14 protein-coding genes are annotated in these 14,686 nt (G+C 57.3%); 8 read left to right on the plus strand and 6 right to left on the minus strand.

The annotated features are described in order from the left end of the window. Nucleotides 1-43 precede the first annotated feature (43 nt). Nucleotides 44-1,438: an MFS transporter gene (locus C0560_RS02985; RefSeq protein WP_248859606.1), complete on the plus strand. Its 1,395-nt coding sequence runs from the start codon at nucleotides 44-46 to the stop codon at nucleotides 1,436-1,438. A 38-nt stretch (nucleotides 1,439-1,476) separates the two neighbouring features. On the opposite strand, the gene trpS is transcribed toward C0560_RS02985, so the two are convergent. Continuing rightward, the gene (trpS, locus tag C0560_RS02990; RefSeq protein WP_248859608.1) at nucleotides 1,477-2,481 is read right to left on the minus strand and encodes a tryptophan--tRNA ligase; all 1,005 of its coding nucleotides are present in this window, start codon (nucleotides 2,479-2,481) and stop codon (nucleotides 1,477-1,479) included. 204 nt (nucleotides 2,482-2,685) lie between these two features. On the opposite strand from trpS, the gene C0560_RS02995 reads away from it, so the two are divergent. Beyond that, complete coding sequence (locus C0560_RS02995) at nucleotides 2,686-3,108, plus strand: FosA family fosfomycin resistance glutathione transferase (protein ID WP_248859609.1); 423 nt, start codon at nucleotides 2,686-2,688, stop codon at nucleotides 3,106-3,108. Here the strand turns inward: C0560_RS02995 and C0560_RS03000 are convergent. Continuing rightward, complete coding sequence (locus C0560_RS03000) at nucleotides 3,093-3,911, minus strand: GNAT family N-acetyltransferase (protein ID WP_248859610.1); 819 nt, start codon at nucleotides 3,909-3,911, stop codon at nucleotides 3,093-3,095. The two genes, C0560_RS02995 and C0560_RS03000, sit on opposite strands and share 16 nt — an antisense overlap. 102 nt (nucleotides 3,912-4,013) lie before the next feature. Then, the gene (locus C0560_RS03005) at nucleotides 4,014-4,400 is read right to left on the minus strand and encodes a VOC family protein (protein ID WP_248859611.1); all 387 of its coding nucleotides are present in this window, start codon (nucleotides 4,398-4,400) and stop codon (nucleotides 4,014-4,016) included. 268 nt (nucleotides 4,401-4,668) lie between these two features. Here C0560_RS03005 and C0560_RS03010 point away from each other — a divergent pair, with 268 nt between their 5' ends. The 5 genes from C0560_RS03010 to foxA all read left to right on the plus strand — a co-directional run bounded on the left by C0560_RS03010 (nucleotide 4,669) and on the right by foxA (nucleotide 11,049). Further along, nucleotides 4,669-5,439, plus strand: coding sequence for a DeoR/GlpR family DNA-binding transcription regulator (locus tag C0560_RS03010; RefSeq protein WP_248859612.1), 771 nt, complete (start codon nucleotides 4,669-4,671; stop codon nucleotides 5,437-5,439). A 64-nt stretch (nucleotides 5,440-5,503) separates the two neighbouring features. Further along, nucleotides 5,504-6,109: an ATP-dependent Clp protease proteolytic subunit gene (locus tag C0560_RS03015; RefSeq protein WP_102104512.1), complete on the plus strand. Its 606-nt coding sequence runs from the start codon at nucleotides 5,504-5,506 to the stop codon at nucleotides 6,107-6,109. Nucleotides 6,110-6,640: 531 nt separating this feature from the next. Continuing rightward, a complete protein-coding gene (locus C0560_RS03020; RefSeq protein WP_248859613.1) occupies nucleotides 6,641-7,762 on the plus strand; it encodes a cupin domain-containing protein in 1,122 nt (373 codons plus the stop codon). Between the two features lie 85 nt (nucleotides 7,763-7,847). Beyond that, nucleotides 7,848-8,819, plus strand: coding sequence for an AraC family transcriptional regulator (locus C0560_RS03025; protein ID WP_248859614.1), 972 nt, complete (start codon nucleotides 7,848-7,850; stop codon nucleotides 8,817-8,819). Nucleotides 8,820-8,940: 121 nt separating this feature from the next. Further along, nucleotides 8,941-11,049 (plus strand): ferrioxamine B receptor FoxA, encoded by a 2,109-nt coding sequence (gene foxA, locus C0560_RS03030; protein ID WP_248860250.1) that lies wholly within the window; start codon nucleotides 8,941-8,943, stop codon nucleotides 11,047-11,049. A gap of 39 nt (nucleotides 11,050-11,088) precedes the next feature. On the opposite strand, the gene C0560_RS03035 is transcribed toward foxA, so the two are convergent. Further along, the gene (locus C0560_RS03035; RefSeq protein ID WP_107702328.1) at nucleotides 11,089-12,504 is read right to left on the minus strand and encodes a PLP-dependent aminotransferase family protein; all 1,416 of its coding nucleotides are present in this window, start codon (nucleotides 12,502-12,504) and stop codon (nucleotides 11,089-11,091) included. 176 nt (nucleotides 12,505-12,680) lie between these two features. Between C0560_RS03035 and C0560_RS03040 the strand changes: the two genes are divergently transcribed. Continuing rightward, nucleotides 12,681-12,851, plus strand: coding sequence for a DUF1127 domain-containing protein (locus C0560_RS03040; protein WP_181827280.1), 171 nt, complete (start codon nucleotides 12,681-12,683; stop codon nucleotides 12,849-12,851). A gap of 45 nt (nucleotides 12,852-12,896) precedes the next feature. On the opposite strand, the gene C0560_RS03045 is transcribed toward C0560_RS03040, so the two are convergent. Continuing rightward, nucleotides 12,897-13,151 (minus strand): DUF4282 domain-containing protein, encoded by a 255-nt coding sequence (locus C0560_RS03045; protein WP_102104517.1) that lies wholly within the window; start codon nucleotides 13,149-13,151, stop codon nucleotides 12,897-12,899. Nucleotides 13,152-13,256: 105 nt separating this feature from the next. Continuing rightward, nucleotides 13,257-14,648, minus strand: coding sequence for a PLP-dependent aminotransferase family protein (locus C0560_RS03050; protein ID WP_248859615.1), 1,392 nt, complete (start codon nucleotides 14,646-14,648; stop codon nucleotides 13,257-13,259). Nucleotides 14,649-14,686: the final 38 nt, after the last annotated feature.

Raw genomic sequence — 14,686 nt, forward strand, 5'->3', positions numbered from 1 at the left:
ATAACGATCCGGCGGTACGCCGCCGGACAACAAGGTACGCACTATGGCAACGACAATGAAAATACCGTCTCGCGAGTTGTGGTCCTATTTTGGCTATGGTTTAGGTCAGTGTTTTAGTTTTGGTTTAGTGGGTTCATTTATTAACTATTTTTACACCGACGTGCTGGGGATCTCGGCGCTGGCGGCAAGCTCGATCTTCCTGATTGCCCGCGTCTGGGATGCGGTTCACGATCCGCTGTTCGCCAGTTTTATGGACACCATTAACAGTCGTTTCGGTAAGTTCAGGCATTTTTTACTTATCGCACCGCTGCTGATTACCGGCGTCACGCTGCTGTCGTTCTATAAAATCGAAGCGGACATGACCACCAAAATCCTCTACGCCGGGGTGACGTACATTCTGTGGGGGACGCTGTACGCCATCTCCGACATCCCGTTCTGGTCCATGTCATCGGTGATGACTAATGACTCCGGCCAGCGCACCCGCGCGGTGACGGCGGCCATGCTCGGGGTTAACGCCGGTATTGCCTGCGCGAATATCTTCTTCCCGAAACTGGCGGCGTTTTTCGCTCAGTACAGCAACGATAAAGGCTATTTTATGGCGGCGCTGGTGATGATGCTGTTGGGCCTGCCGCTGATGTTGAACGGGTTTATGCAGATTAAAGAGCGCGTGCCGCCGAGCACCGAGAAGGTGACGATGCGAGACACCTTCCACAATCTGCGCCAGAACAAGCCGCTGTTTATCATCCTGCTGTCGTTCTTTTTCTGCGTATTCCATAACGTCGCCAACGGGATTTACATCTACTTCTTTATCTACAATCTGGGCGACGGCAGCCTGCAGATGGCGATTGGCGTGATGGGGATCGTGGCGGCGGTGGTGTGTTTGATTGCGCCGATGCTGACGCGCAAAATGCAGAAACGAAAACTGTTTATGATCCTCTGCGGGCTGGATATCGCCGTGCGCGCGGTAATGTGGTTCGTGGGCTATCAGCACACGGCGCTGCTGTTCTTGCTGCTCGGCCTGAGCACGTTGTTCGTGATGATGAGCAATATCCTCACCTCGTCGATGATCGCCGACACCATCGAATACGCTGAGTACCACACCCATAAACGCTGCGCGGCGATCACCTTCTCCGGGCAGACCTTTACCGGCAAGATGTCGGTAGCCGTGGGTGGGGGCTTAATCGGCGTGTTCCTGACGATGATCGGCTACGTGCCGCAGGCGCAAACTCAGAGCGACGGCGTGCTGACCGGGTTATTCTTCGGCATCTGCCTGCTTCCGGCTATTGGTTCGCTGATCCGCCTGGGCTGCATGTCGCGCTTCACCTTTACCGAAGAGAAACACGCTGAGATTTGCCGTCTGCTGGCGGAGCGGCGTCATGCGACGACGCAGGAAAATCAGGGCGACGAGCGTCTGGATCGCCCGGTGTCAGTCAACTAACCGACGTTGACGCCTGCTCGCCAGGCGTCAATGCGCTCTCAGAACACCGGTACGCCCAGCCCCCGTTTTACCTCTTTTAAGGTCGCCTGCGTGACTTCATGGGCGCGTTCGCTGCCTTTTTTCAGTATCTCCATCAGCTGGCTTTTGTCCTGGATGTAGGTCGCCCGCCGCTCGCGCATCGGCGCGATCAGTTCCTGCAGGCACGCTTCCAGCTCGTTTTTACAGGTCCGATCGCCCAGCCCGCCTTGCTGATAGTGGGCTTTCATCGCTGCGACTTTGGCTTTATCCGCGTGAAACGCATCCAGCCAGGTGAACACCACGTTGCCCTCAATCTGGCCCGGATCGCTCACTTTCAAATGGTGAGGGTCCGTATACATGGCGCTGACGGCGCGGTGAATCGTCTCTTCGCTGGCCGAAAGGTGCAGCGTGTTGCCAAGTGATTTCGACATTTTGGCGTTACCGTCGACGCCCGGCAGGCGGCTGGTTTCGCTCAGCATCGCTTTGCAGTGGCGCAGCACTGGGGCGGGTAGCAGGCTATTCATCTTGTGTACGATTTCGTTGGTTTGTTCGATCATCGGCAACTGGTCATCGCCGACGGGCACCACTTCGGCTTTAAACGCGGTAATGTCCGCCGCCTGGCTGATGGGGTACACCAGGAAACCGGCGGGTAGCGAGCGGGCAAACCCTTTCTGCGCGATCTCATTTTTCACCGTCGGATTACGCTCCACGCGCGCCACGGTGACGATGTTCATATACAGCATCGTCAGCTCGGCAAGCGCCGGAAGGGCGGATTGCAGGCAGAGGGTGGTGACTTCGGGGTCGATACCTGCGGCCAGATAATCGGCCAGCACTTCGGGGATGTTGTCGCGTATTTTTTGTGGGTTACTGCCGTTATCCGTCAGGCCCTGCAGGTCTGCGACCAGCACAAACTGTTGATAGTCATGCTGCAACGCAACACGCTGGCGTAGCGATCCGACATAGTGGCCGAGATGCAAAGGGCCAGTCGGACGGTCGCCGGTGAGAATAGTCGTTTTAGGGTTCATGAAAGACTCCTTAAGGTTTTAAAAGCCGAAAGACGTCTCTGAAATGCAATAGCCGCCTTTCGGCGGCTATCTGAAAAGAGGGAAAACACTTCCGGGCCGCCTTTAAGAAGGCAGCCACCACAGGGTGTGATGTAAAGCGGGGAGATGTTTTCTGTTCATCGAATTACCGTATCATGTTCTGAGCGAAACACAACAGGGGATCGTATGCTGCAATCACTCAACCACCTCACGCTGGCCGTCAGCAATCTGCAAACCAGCGTGGCGTTCTGGCGCGATCTGCTGGGTTTGTCACTGCATGCGCAGTGGGACACCGGCGCGTATCTTACCTGCGGCGATCTTTGGCTGTGCCTGTCGTTTGACGAGACCCGCGACTATGTTCCGCCCAGCGAAAGCGACTATACCCACTATGCGTTCAGCGTCGCACCGGCAGATTTTGACTCGTTTTCACACAAGCTAGAGCAGGCGGGCGTCACCGTCTGGAAAAGCAATAAAAGCGAAGGGGCGTCGTTCTATTTTCTCGATCCAGACGGGCATAAGCTGGAACTGCATGTGGGCGATCTCGCCGCGCGACTGGCGGCGTGTCGGGAAAAGCCCTATGCCGGGATGCAGTTTTATTCACCGGCGTGATCGCAAACCATCTCACGCTGCGAAATGTCCATCTGCGCGTAGCCTGCCGCCAAAAACAGCCGCGCAAAACGCTCCGGCACCGCGACCGGGGTGCTGATTGCTGGATACTGCTCGCTCAGTGTTTGCAACAGGCGCAGCGCCTCTCCCTTGTGCCGCGATGCCGGTTCCACAAACAGATAGCGCAGTTGCGGCGCAGGGCCGTGCGTCGTGATGGCCGCCCATGCACCTCCGATGTTTAACACCTTGCAGGGTAACGAGCGCAGCGCCAGCGGATCGAGCTGCCAGGGCGTGGTCTCCCGCGGAGCAGAAAAGAGCGCACGGTAAAGTGCATCCAGCGTGGTAGTGTGCAGTTCTGCGCCCGGCGGATTCTCCGTCGTGATGGCTTTAAAGCCGTACAGCGCCTGTGAATCGCGAAACCCCAGCGATCGGTACAGCGCAATCCCGGCGTGATTCTCGGCGATCACTTCCAGATAAAAACGCGCTACGTCTTTGGTTTTCAACGTGGCGAACAGCGGTGCGAGCATCGTGCGGGCCTGCCCTTTCCCGCGAAGTGGCGGAACGATAGCAAACGCCGCGAGACGGGCGAGGGCGTCGCGTCGGGCGATAATGGCGATTGCCACCGGCTCACCGTCCTGCAGCCAGACGCAGGAGTCTTCCATGCTCATCCCCTCTGCGGCAAAACGCAGGGCAAAAGCCTCGGGCGTGAGCGAAAACGGGACGAAATAGTGCTGAAAACAGCGCTCCAGAATGCGAGTAAGTTCCGTCACGCTGAAGTGAAGGGCGCTGACTGCGGTCAGTTCCATGAGGGCGATCCTCGGTAAGGGAGAGGACATCAGTGTAGCGGATGAATCCTCTCCTGTATTTCTGAACGTCCCGGGTTTTCACTTCACCGGCAAACGCAGAAATTACTCCCCCACCAGCTCAATCCTGTTCCCGTCGGGATCGGCGATCACCGCTTCGTAAAATCCATCGCCTGTCATGCGCGGTGCGCTGAGCAGGGTACTGTTCTGCCGCGCCTGATCCGCCATACGATCCACATTCGCTTTGCTGCCGACGTCGAGGGCGATATGCGCCCAGCCGACAAATTCCGGGTAAGCGGGCGCGTCGGCCAGCTCCGGGACCGTCATCAGCTCAATCGTCGGCCCGTCGGTGAGCGTAATAAAGTGCGATGCAAAGCCGGGGCGGTTTTTGCTGATGTAAATCTCGTTGCTGCGACCCCCGAAAACCGTTTCCCAGAACTGAACCTGCGCGGACAGGTTGCGGGTCCAGAGGGCGACATGTGCAATTTTCATATTAAGCCTCGTTGTTTGCTGCGCGTTGTTGGGTGATGTTCCTGAAACCGGGCGGGCAACTCTTCCCGCTGCACTTTTTGCTGCGATCGCTCAGTGTGGCTGACGGGCTGGAACCAGAATCCGTCGTAAGGCTGAGTAGCCACAAGCGGGTGAGACGGCTTGCTGCGTTTTATCATCACGCTCCCTTCCAGGCTGTATTGTTGACAGGGTGAGCGCCATGCAACATTATGCGCATTGATGCTCGATTTGGATTTTAACAGGACTCTTTATGCTCGATTATGCTGCTTTCCCGGAACAACGACAAGACCTGATCCGCAAGATCCTTCAGGAGAAGGGCCGGGTGGTCTGCACGGAGTTAGCCACCCAGATGAAGGTGTCTGAGCACACGATTCGCCGTGATTTACATGAGCTTAGCAAAGAGAGTTTATGCAAAAAGGTCTACGGTGGCGCGGTGCTTCAACTGCCGGATGCGGGAAACTTCCTTAGCCGCGAGCAAAAAAATCCTGCAAAAAAAGACATGATCGCGCAGAAAGCGGCAACCTTTATCAAACCCGCCAGCTGCATTTTTATGGATACCGGCACCACCAATCTGGCCCTGGCGAAAGCGCTGCCAGCCGATCTTAAGGTGACTATCGTGACCAATTCGCCGGCAATTGCGGCGGAGCTGCTGCGCCATCCGCTGTGTGAGGTGATCATGACCGGCGGGCAGATTCAGCGCGCCTCCGGCGGCGCGGTTGGGGCGACGGCAGCCAGCCAGATCCAGGGGATTATCTTCGATCAGGCTTTTATCGGCGGCTGCGCAATGGACCCAGAAATGGGGCTGACCGGCTTTGATTTTGCCGACTGCGAGTTCAAGAAAACGGTGATTGCCCAAAGCAATCAGACCATCGTGGCGCTGACCACCGACAAGATCCCCGGCGTGGCGCGCTTCGTGGTCGCCAAAACCGGTGATATCGATGTGCTGGTGGTTGAAGCGAGTATGAACCAGGACGTTCTTAACGCGTTCGCGACTCAGGATGTTCGCATTGTGTGCGCCTGACGACTTTGCCAGGCAAAACAGGCTACACTCTCACTTTGAGCGCTAAAAGCCGAGGATAATAACAATGCACTTCACACAGAAAGATCGCGACAACACAGAAAAATCAGAAGGGAAAAACGGCGCGGGCGCGCTTCAGCAAAAACTGCTCGAGTCTCGCTCGATCATTATCTCCGGTGAAATTGACCAGGCGCTGGCCGAGAAAGTGATCACCCAACTGATCCTGCTGCAAAGCGTGAGCAACGATCCGATCAAGCTGTACATCAACAGCCAGGGCGGCCACGTGGAAGCGGGCGATACCATTCACGATTTTATCAAGTTTATCCGCCCGGACGTGCACGTGATCGGGACCGGCTGGGTGGCGAGCGCCGGGATCACTATTTTCCTGGCGGCGAAAAAAGAGCACCGCTATGCGCTGCCCAATACCCGTTTCATGATCCATCAGCCGCTGGGCGGCGTGCGTGGTCAGGCAACGGATATTGAAATCGAAGCGCGTGAAATCATCCGCATGCTGGACCGCGTGAACAAGCTGATCGCCGATGCGACCGGCCAGCCGCTGGAAAAAGTGAAGAAAGACACCGACCGTAACTTCTGGATGTCTCCTGCCGAGGCGCTGGATTACGGCGTCGTGGGCAAAATCATCACCCAGTATGATGAACTGAAACTGGATTAAGTGTTCCTGTTAGCGCCCGGTTTCGGGCGCTAACGTTCATGTAAAATAATCGCTGTCCAGTTGGGTCTTATGACCTCCGGAAATTCCGGATACGGCTCCAGCCGTGTACAAGCTCCGGCCCAGATAAAGGTATCCTCGCCCACCCGATACCAGTGCGCATTGCCTTCCACCGCATCTCCCACCACCGCCCCCTGAACCGTCACGCGACTCCCGGCAGGTAGCGCATTCGCAACGGGCGAAAAAACCGACGGATTTTCCCTGCGTGTGAAAACGCCCATCGTGGTGCTAACCGTTCCTGAAACAGGAAGTTCAGTGTAATGGCTCATATCAGGCCTCGTAACAGCGCGCTCATAGTCATTAACGATATAAGTCGCCAGGGATCGGGCGATAACCTTACAGGCTGAAACTGTCACGGTGTGTCATGCGAACGGCTGAAGGGGAGGGATTTGGCGGCCAATTGACCCACGACAAAGCAGCCTCACGGCTCGTCTCTCATAATCGGACCTGTTTCCCTTCTCACTGGTGCTTTCCATGGCGTATCAACTGAATCTCAACTGGCCGGAATTTCTTGAAAAATACTGGCAAAAACAACCCGTTGTGCTGAAAAATGCCTTCCCGAATTTTGTCGATCCGATCACGCCTGATGAACTCGCGGGCCTGGCGATGGAGCCAGAAGTCGACAGCCGTCTGGTCAGCCATTTCAACGGTGAGTGGCAGGCGAGCAACGGTCCTTTCGAGCATTTTGACGGACTGGGTGAAAACGGCTGGTCGCTGCTGGCGCAGGCGGTGAACCACTGGCACATGCCGTCCGCTGAGCTGGTACGCCCGTTCCGCGTGCTGCCAGACTGGCGTCTGGACGATCTGATGATCTCCTACTCCGTGCCTGGCGGCGGCGTTGGCCCGCACATCGATCAGTATGATGTGTTTATTATTCAGGGGATGGGCAGCCGCCGCTGGCGCGTGGGCGACAAGCTGCCGATGCGTCAGTTCTGCCCGCATCCGGCGCTGCTGCACGTCGATCCCTTTACGCCGATTATCGACGAAGATCTGGAGCCGGGCGATATTCTCTACATTCCGCCTGGATTCCCGCACGACGGCTTTACCCACGAAACGGCGCTGAATTATTCCGTGGGCTTCCGTGGGCCTAACGGTCGTGATCTGATCAGCAGCTTTGCCGACTACGCGCTGGAAAACGATCTGGGCGGCGAGCACTACAGCGATCCGGATCTGACCTGTCGCGAACACCCTGGCCGCGTAGAGCAGTACGAACTTGATCGTCTGCGCAACATGATGATCGAGATGATCAGCCAGCCAGAAGATTTCAAAAAATGGTTCGGCAGCTTTGTCAGCACTCCGCGTCACGAGCTGGATATCGCCGCGGCGGAACCGGCTTACGAACCTGAAGAGGTGCTGGATGCCTTGCAGGGCGGCGAAACGCTCTCCCGCCTGAGCGGTCTGCGCGTGCTGAACGTGGGCGGCAGTTTCTTTATCAACAGCGAACTGCTCGAAACGGTGGATGCGAAAGCGGCCGACGTGCTGTGCCGTTACACCGAGTTTGGCCAGGACGAACTCGGCGACGCGCTGAAAAACCCGGCGTTTATCGCAGAACTGACGGATCTGATTAACCAGGGTTACTGGTACTTCGAAGAGTAATCCGAACGATGAACCTGCGGCGGCGTAGCCTTTGCGCCGCCGCAGTGTTAATGTTCGTGTGTCATCCGCCCACGCAAACGCCATCATGAATCTTGCCGCACAGCCTGATAGCTCAACCAAACGCCTGTTCTGCGTTGAGGATTTTATTGGCTTTGGCGAGCGCTACGGTATTGATTATCGCTTTCCGCATCTGGCAGATAACGCCTGGGACAGCCCCGTTCTGCACGGCGATGTCGAAGAGATGACCCTCTCCTCCGGTATTTCCCTGACGCACTCCGACGTGCGCGTGCTCCAGCCCTACGAAACCACCTCCCGCCACAGCAGCCCGCTTTATATGCTGGTGGTGCTGGAAGGTTGCGTCACGCTAACGCTGAACGGCCAGGAATATCAGGTGCTGCCGGGGATGGCCTTTAGCTCGCAGCTGAGCGAACAGCAGGCGATGAGCGCCCGTCACGACGCGGACTGCACCCTGAAAACCCTCTCTTTTGGCGTCTATCCGAATAATGCCGATCGCCAGAGCTTACTGGAAACGCTGCTCCAGGAATGGCAGCGTCTGGATGCGCCAACGTTCGTCTGGCCGGTGCCTGGATTTGTATTGATCGGCATTCAGCATGCGCAGCAGAAGGGGCTGAGCGCCGTGGCGCGCACGCTGTTGCTCGAAGGGCTGATGTACCAGTTGCTTGGCCACGGTCTGAATCAGTGCCAGCCGCAAACAGGACGCAGTGCTTTGTCGCCGAGCGGAGAACATGCCCGCCTGGAGCGTATCCGGCGCATGCTGGAACAGTCGCCGGAACAGGAGTATACCCTCGCACAGCTGGCGACGCAGGCGGCCATGAGCTCTGGCAGCCTGCGGACGAAGTTCCGCCACGCCTACGGCAAAACGGTGTTTGATTACCTGCGCGACTGCCGTCTGGAGCTGGCACGCCGCTATCTGCTGGAAGGGCACAGCGTGCAGCAGGCCGCGTGGATGTCCGGCTATCAGCACGCGACCAATTTCGCCACTGCGTTTCGCCGTCGATACGGTATCTCCCCCGGCGATCTGCGCCGACACGGCTAACTCACTTTTCGCCATCGCGCGAATCTCCCGCATACGATTTGTCATTTCGCATACGTCACCTGGCGTCGCGCATAGCTGTTTGCGATCTCAAAAAGGTAATAATTCTTATTAACAATTAGAAATACCTTTGGAGACTTTCATGTTCGCTAAATCACGGCTGGCACTGCTGGTGGGATGGGTGACCGGCAGCGTTGCGTTCCCTTTGCTGGCGCAGGATACGCCGAAAACCGAAACCGTTGTTGTCACCTCGCAAATGCAGAGTGGCGCCACCAAACTCGAAACGCCGGATATCGAAACCCCGCAGTCGGTGTCGATCGTGACGCGCGAGCAGTTCGAAGAGCAGGGCGCGACCAGCGTGCGCCAGGCGGTGAGCTATACGCCTGGCGTCTACAGTAACCAGATTGGTGCGTCGAATCGCTTTGATTACATCGTGCTGCGCGGCTTCTCCGACGGCAGCCTGGATAACGTCTATCTCGATGGCCTGAAAATGATGGGGGACACCAACTCCCACAGCTCGCTGGTCGTCGATCCCTGGTTCCTGGAAAATATCGAAGTGGTGCGTGGCCCGGCATCCGTGCTGTACGGGCGCTCCTCGCCGGGCGGTATTGTGGCGCTGACCTCGCGCAAACCCTCATTTGATGCGGGCGGTGAGATCAAACTCTTCGCCGGGAATAACGATCAGCGCGGGGCGATGTTCGACGTCACCGGGCCGCTGGACGATAACGACCGCGTGGCCGCACGTCTGAGCGGGATGACCCGCTACGCCGATTCGCAGTTTGGCCCGCTGAAGGAAGAGCGCTACGCGCTGATGCCGAGCCTCACCTGGCGTATCACCGACAATACGCGTCTCGATCTGATGGCCTATCTGCATCGCGATCCGGAAGGCGGGAGCCACTCTGGCCTGCCGTACGAAGGCACCGTGGTTCCCCACGACGGCAAGAAGATTTCCAATACCTTCTTTGAAGGCGAAGACGATTACGACAAATATGACCGCCGCGAGAACATGGTCGGCTACAACATCGAACATATGTTTGATAGCGGCTGGTCGGTGCGCCAGAAGCTGCGCTACCTGCATACCAAAGTCGAGCTGAATCAGGTCTATGCCGCAGGATGGCTGAACGAAACGGATCTGAATCGCGGCTACTCCGGTTCCGACGAGAAGATGAACGCGATCACGCTGGATAACCAGGTGGACGGCAGCTTCGATACCTGGGCGGTGAACCACCGCGTGCTGATCGGTCTGGATTATCAGGATCGCAGCAACAACACCACCGGCTACTATGGCGGTTTCCCGCCGATCAATGCCTTCCACCCGGTGTACGGCGCGAAGCCGGATTACATCACCATGTACAGCAAAGAGAAGCACAAGCTGCGCCAGACGGGCTACTACCTGCAGGATCAGATGTCCATCGACCGCTGGCGACTGACGCTGGGCGGGCGTTACGACCAGGTGAGCGTCTCTAATATCGACAAGCTCAACAGCAGCCGCAGCGATCTGGATAAGAACAACTTCAGCAGCCGTGCGGCGCTGCTGTACCTGTTCGATAACGGTATTGCACCGTACATCAGCTACTCCACGGCCTTCACGCCGACCAGCTTTGCCGATGAGAACGGCCAGATCCTGGACCCGATGAAGGGCAAGCAGTGGGAAGCGGGCGTGAAGGTGGAGCCGGAGGGGATGAACAGCCAGTTCAGTGCGTCGGTGTTCCGCATTAACCAGAAAAACATCGCCACCAAAGAGGAGCCGACAGATCCGTACCGCTCCATCGGGGAGATCGAATCGGAAGGCGTGGAGCTGGAAGCTATCGGCCAGCTCACCGACAGCCTGCGCGTGCAGGCGGCCTATACCTACACGGACATTCGTTATAAGAAGAGCAGCCCGGAAGAGGAGGGCAAACGCGCCGTCTACGCCCCGCGCAATATGGCCAGCACCTGGCTGAGCTACGACGTCAAAACCGGTCCGTTTGACGGCCTGACGCTCGGTTCCGGCGTGCGTTACGTGAACGGTGTGACGAGCGATCGCCAGAACACGCACACGCTCCCATCCTATACGCTGGTGGATGTTGCGGTGGGCTACGATCTGTCGAAACTGGGTGTGAAGGGGTTGAGCGCGCAGCTTAACGTGAACAACCTGACGGACGAAAGCTACGTGGCGGCCTGTAACTCGCTCTCTTACTGCTACTTCGGCGCAGAGCGCAGTATCGTCGGCAGCGTGTCCTGGAAGTTCTGATGTGAGGCTCATGGAGAGTGTTGCCCCCCCCCGGCAACACTACTCCTCCATGGCGATATAGATCGCTTCGCCCATTTTCTTCAGCGCCTCACGGTTTCTCTCGTTAGGCGGCAATGCGACGTTAATCCGCAGACAGTTGCGATATTTCCCGGATGCGGAAAACAGCGATCCCGCCGCAGCCTGAATCTTCAGCGCACACAGCTGCTTACTGACACACACCATATCCACCTGCTCCGGTAATTCCACCCACAGCAAAAAACTCCCCTGCGGGCGCGTCACGCAAATCTCAGCCGGGAAGTATTGCCGCACCCAGCAGGTGTAACGCTCCATATTTTGCTGATAAATCTGACGCATACGCCGCACATGCCGGTGGTAATGCCCGTCGCGGATAAACGCCGCCACCGCCATCTGCGTGGCGGGAACGTTAAACCCGCCCGCCGCGTATTTCATGTGCATCACCCGGTCGTAATAGCGACCGGGCACAATCCAGCCGACGCGCAGCCCAGGGGCGACGGTTTTGGTAAACGAACTGCACAGCAGCACGCGCCCGTCGATATCGAAAGAGTGAATGGTGCGCGGGCGCGGGTATTCCGCCGCCAGCTCACCGTAAATATCATCTTCGACGATCACAATATCGTGTCGCTGGGCCAGCGCCAGAACCTGCCGTTTGCGCGATTCTGGCATGATAAAGCCGAGCGGGTTATTACAGTTTGGTACCAGGATCACCGCTTTGATCGGCCACTGCTCCAGCGCCAGTTCCAGCGCTTCAATGCTGATCCCGGTTTCAGGATCCGTTGGGATCTCAATGGCTTTGATATCAAACCCGCGCAGCATCTGCATGGTGCCGTGAAACGACGGCGACTCTACCGCCACAATATCCCCCGGCTTACACACGGAGAGCAGCGCCAGAGAGAGCGCGCCGTGGCAGCCGTTGGTGATGACGATCTCGTCTGCCGCGACGGTCGATCCGCCGTCGAGCATCAGGCGCGCGATCTGCTCACGCAGCTCTTTACGCCCCTCAAGCACGTCATAGCTCAGCATTTCCGCCGGATTGTGCTGCGCGATGCGGCTCATCTCGCGCCACAGGGGTTTCAGGCTCGGCTGGGTCAGATCCGGCGAGCCGCCGCCAAAGGAGACCATCTCGCGATCGCCGCGCGCATCGAGCAGCATCATCACTTCATCCCACTGGGTGACGTCCACCGGGCGCTGCACCGGGCGGGTCATCGCCGGAACGGGCGGCAGGGCTTTTTTCTGCGAGACAAAATAACCTGAACGCGGCTGGGGGGTAATCAGCTGAAGATTTTCGAGGATCTGATAGGCCTGCTGAATGGTGCTGATGCTGACGCCATGCTCCTGGCTAAGGGCACGCACCGACGGCAACCGCTCGCCGCTGCGATACAGCCCCTGTTCAATGCGTTGCGCCAGAAGATTGGCCAGATGTTGGTAGCGCGTCATGCTGTATCCTCGAATGTGACCATACAGATGGTTAAACCAGTACAGATAAGGGCGAAAATCGCCATGCAGATTCATTTTTAGCGGATCTGTATGTTAAAGAAAAGTTGTTTTTGAATCTGTATTGTAAAGCCGGTTTCCGACGATGATAGAGCCTCAAACAGCGTGAGGAGAACATCATGGAATTCAACGAAAACCGCCCAAACAGACCTTTTATCGGCTTCGTTTTTATCTGGCAGGCGTTGATCAAATGGCGTCGCCGCCAGCAGACGCGACGTGTGTTGCAGGGCATGAGCGACGAACAGCTGAAGGATGTTGGATTAACGCGAAATGATGCATGCAATATCTGAATGGCAGGGCATTTATCTGCGGGGGAGCAGATAAATGCCTGAAGATTACTCTGCGGTGGTTTTGCTGGTGTTCTCCGCGATGCGGCGCAGGTATTCGTTATTTTTAAACGCCACCATAATCAGCTCGAACATCACGCGACAGCCGATCAGGCTGAAAATCATGCCGATAAAACCGGTAAACAGATGCTCGGTGAACATGGAATACACGCCGCCGATCAGAATCAGCACCATGGCGATCCAGTAGAAAAAGACCAGCACGCGCGGCGTTAACAGATAATCAAATCCTAAAATTGACTTCATTTTCTTGTCCTTAGAAAAATGTCGGAATCCGACGAAATAAGCCCGCAGAGTATAAAGAGATGTTCTGCCACGCACACCTACGAAATTTATCGGGTCCGATACTGGCTATTCCAGCAGGCGCAGGGTCTCGGCCAGCGGGCGTCGCAGCAGTTCCAGCGCCTCGTCATAGCTGCGCACGTTGTTATAGCCCATCACCAGCCCGTAGCGTTTACCGGAACCGCGATACCACTCTGAGAGCGCATTGACCTGCAGCTGCTGCGCCTGCCAGCAGCGGGCGATCTCGCGGTCGCAACTGCCTGCGGTCAGGAATGCCACGATATGCATTCCGCCATCGTTTTGCTCAGTGAAAAACCGCTCGCCATACACTTCATGCAGCGCGGCGATCATCCAGTCGCGACGCTGCTGGTAGAGTGTGCGCATCTTTTTCAGATGCCGGAAAAAGTGGCCATCGTTAAGAAAGGTGGTGAGAATTTTTTGCGTCAGCACCGGCTGGCCGCTGGCAACAATATCCGCGCAATCGGTAAAGGCCTCCACGGTGCTGGCGGGCATCACCAGATAGCCCATGCGCAGGGAGGGCATCACGGTTTTGCTGAACGTGCCCATAAAGATCACCCGGTCGTGACGATCGAGGCTTTTCAACGACGGCAGCACTTTGCGGGTGTAGTGAAACTCGCCGTCGTAGTCGTCCTCGATGATCCACGCCTCGTTATGCGTTGCCCAGTCGAGCAACTGCTGTTTGCGCGGCAGGGAAAGCGTTACCGCCAGCGGGCTTTGATGTGAAGGGGTGACGATGGCAAAACGGGCGTCGCGGTGGTGGCGCAGAAGATACTCTGTGTCCATCCCCGCGCGATCCACGGGCACCGTGTGCAGGCGCGGGACGATCCGCTTTAACAGCTGCTGCCCCATAAAATAGCCCGGATCTTCGAACATCACTTTATCGCTGCGGCTTGCCAGCGTATCGAGGATCAGCCGTAGGCTGCCGCTGTACCCGCTGGTGATCAGCACCTGTTCTGCCGTGCAGGACAATCCGCGCGAAATGTTCAGGTAGCTGGCAATCGCCTGGCGCAGGGGATACCAGCCCATGACCGGCGGGTTCAGCATCTCTTCCTGACGCATCGATCGCGTCGCCTGGCCTGCCAGCAGCAGCCACTTTTTATAGGGAAAACTGTCCAGCGCCGGAATACCAGGACGCAGGAAACCGGTGCGCTCGCGCTGGCTGATGAGCGATTCCGGCAGCGTGCCGGTGGCCTGCTCAGCGGGAGCCGGTTGTTTCGCCGGGAGGGTTAAATCAGGATTCACCCGCGTCCCGCGCGCCCCCTCGCTCACCAGATAGCCCTCTCCGATCAAGATCGCGTAAGCCGTTTCGACGGTTTTGCGCGCCACTTTCAGCTCTTCGGCCAGCACGCGGATGGCAGGCACTTTGTCGCCGGGCTTCAGCACGCCGCGCGTGATGTTGTCGCGATAGCGGGTGTAGATATCGTGATAGCCCGATTTCATGTCCTACCTCGTTTCCTGGATTTTGTGTCTTTTTACTA

It is taken from the genome of Lelliottia sp. AC1 (assembly GCF_023278595.1).
Lineage (GTDB): Bacteria > Pseudomonadota > Gammaproteobacteria > Enterobacterales > Enterobacteriaceae > Enterobacter > Enterobacter nimipressuralis.

Excerpts from the sequence above, each read along its gene's own strand:
- C0560_RS03050 (WP_248859615.1), bottom strand. The coding sequence starts at position 14,648 with ATGAAATCGGGCTATCACGATATCTACACCCGCTATCGCGACAACATC.
- trpS (WP_248859608.1), bottom strand. The coding sequence starts at position 2,481 with ATGAACCCTAAAACGACTATTCTCACCGGCGACCGTCCGACTGGCCCT.
- C0560_RS03005 (WP_248859611.1), bottom strand. The coding sequence starts at position 4,400 with ATGAAAATTGCACATGTCGCCCTCTGGACCCGCAACCTGTCCGCGCAG.
- C0560_RS02985 (WP_248859606.1), top strand. The coding sequence starts at position 44 with ATGGCAACGACAATGAAAATACCGTCTCGCGAGTTGTGGTCCTATTTT.
- C0560_RS03045 (WP_102104517.1), bottom strand. The coding sequence starts at position 13,151 with ATGAAGTCAATTTTAGGATTTGATTATCTGTTAACGCCGCGCGTGCTG.
- C0560_RS02995 (WP_248859609.1), top strand. The coding sequence starts at position 2,686 with ATGCTGCAATCACTCAACCACCTCACGCTGGCCGTCAGCAATCTGCAA.
- C0560_RS03010 (WP_248859612.1), top strand. The coding sequence starts at position 4,669 with ATGCTCGATTATGCTGCTTTCCCGGAACAACGACAAGACCTGATCCGC.
- C0560_RS03000 (WP_248859610.1), bottom strand. The coding sequence starts at position 3,911 with ATGGAACTGACCGCAGTCAGCGCCCTTCACTTCAGCGTGACGGAACTT.
- C0560_RS03025 (WP_248859614.1), top strand. The coding sequence starts at position 7,848 with ATGAATCTTGCCGCACAGCCTGATAGCTCAACCAAACGCCTGTTCTGC.
- C0560_RS03015 (WP_102104512.1), top strand. The coding sequence starts at position 5,504 with ATGCACTTCACACAGAAAGATCGCGACAACACAGAAAAATCAGAAGGG.
- C0560_RS03040 (WP_181827280.1), top strand. The coding sequence starts at position 12,681 with ATGGAATTCAACGAAAACCGCCCAAACAGACCTTTTATCGGCTTCGTT.
- C0560_RS03035 (WP_107702328.1), bottom strand. The coding sequence starts at position 12,504 with ATGACGCGCTACCAACATCTGGCCAATCTTCTGGCGCAACGCATTGAA.
- C0560_RS03020 (WP_248859613.1), top strand. The coding sequence starts at position 6,641 with ATGGCGTATCAACTGAATCTCAACTGGCCGGAATTTCTTGAAAAATAC.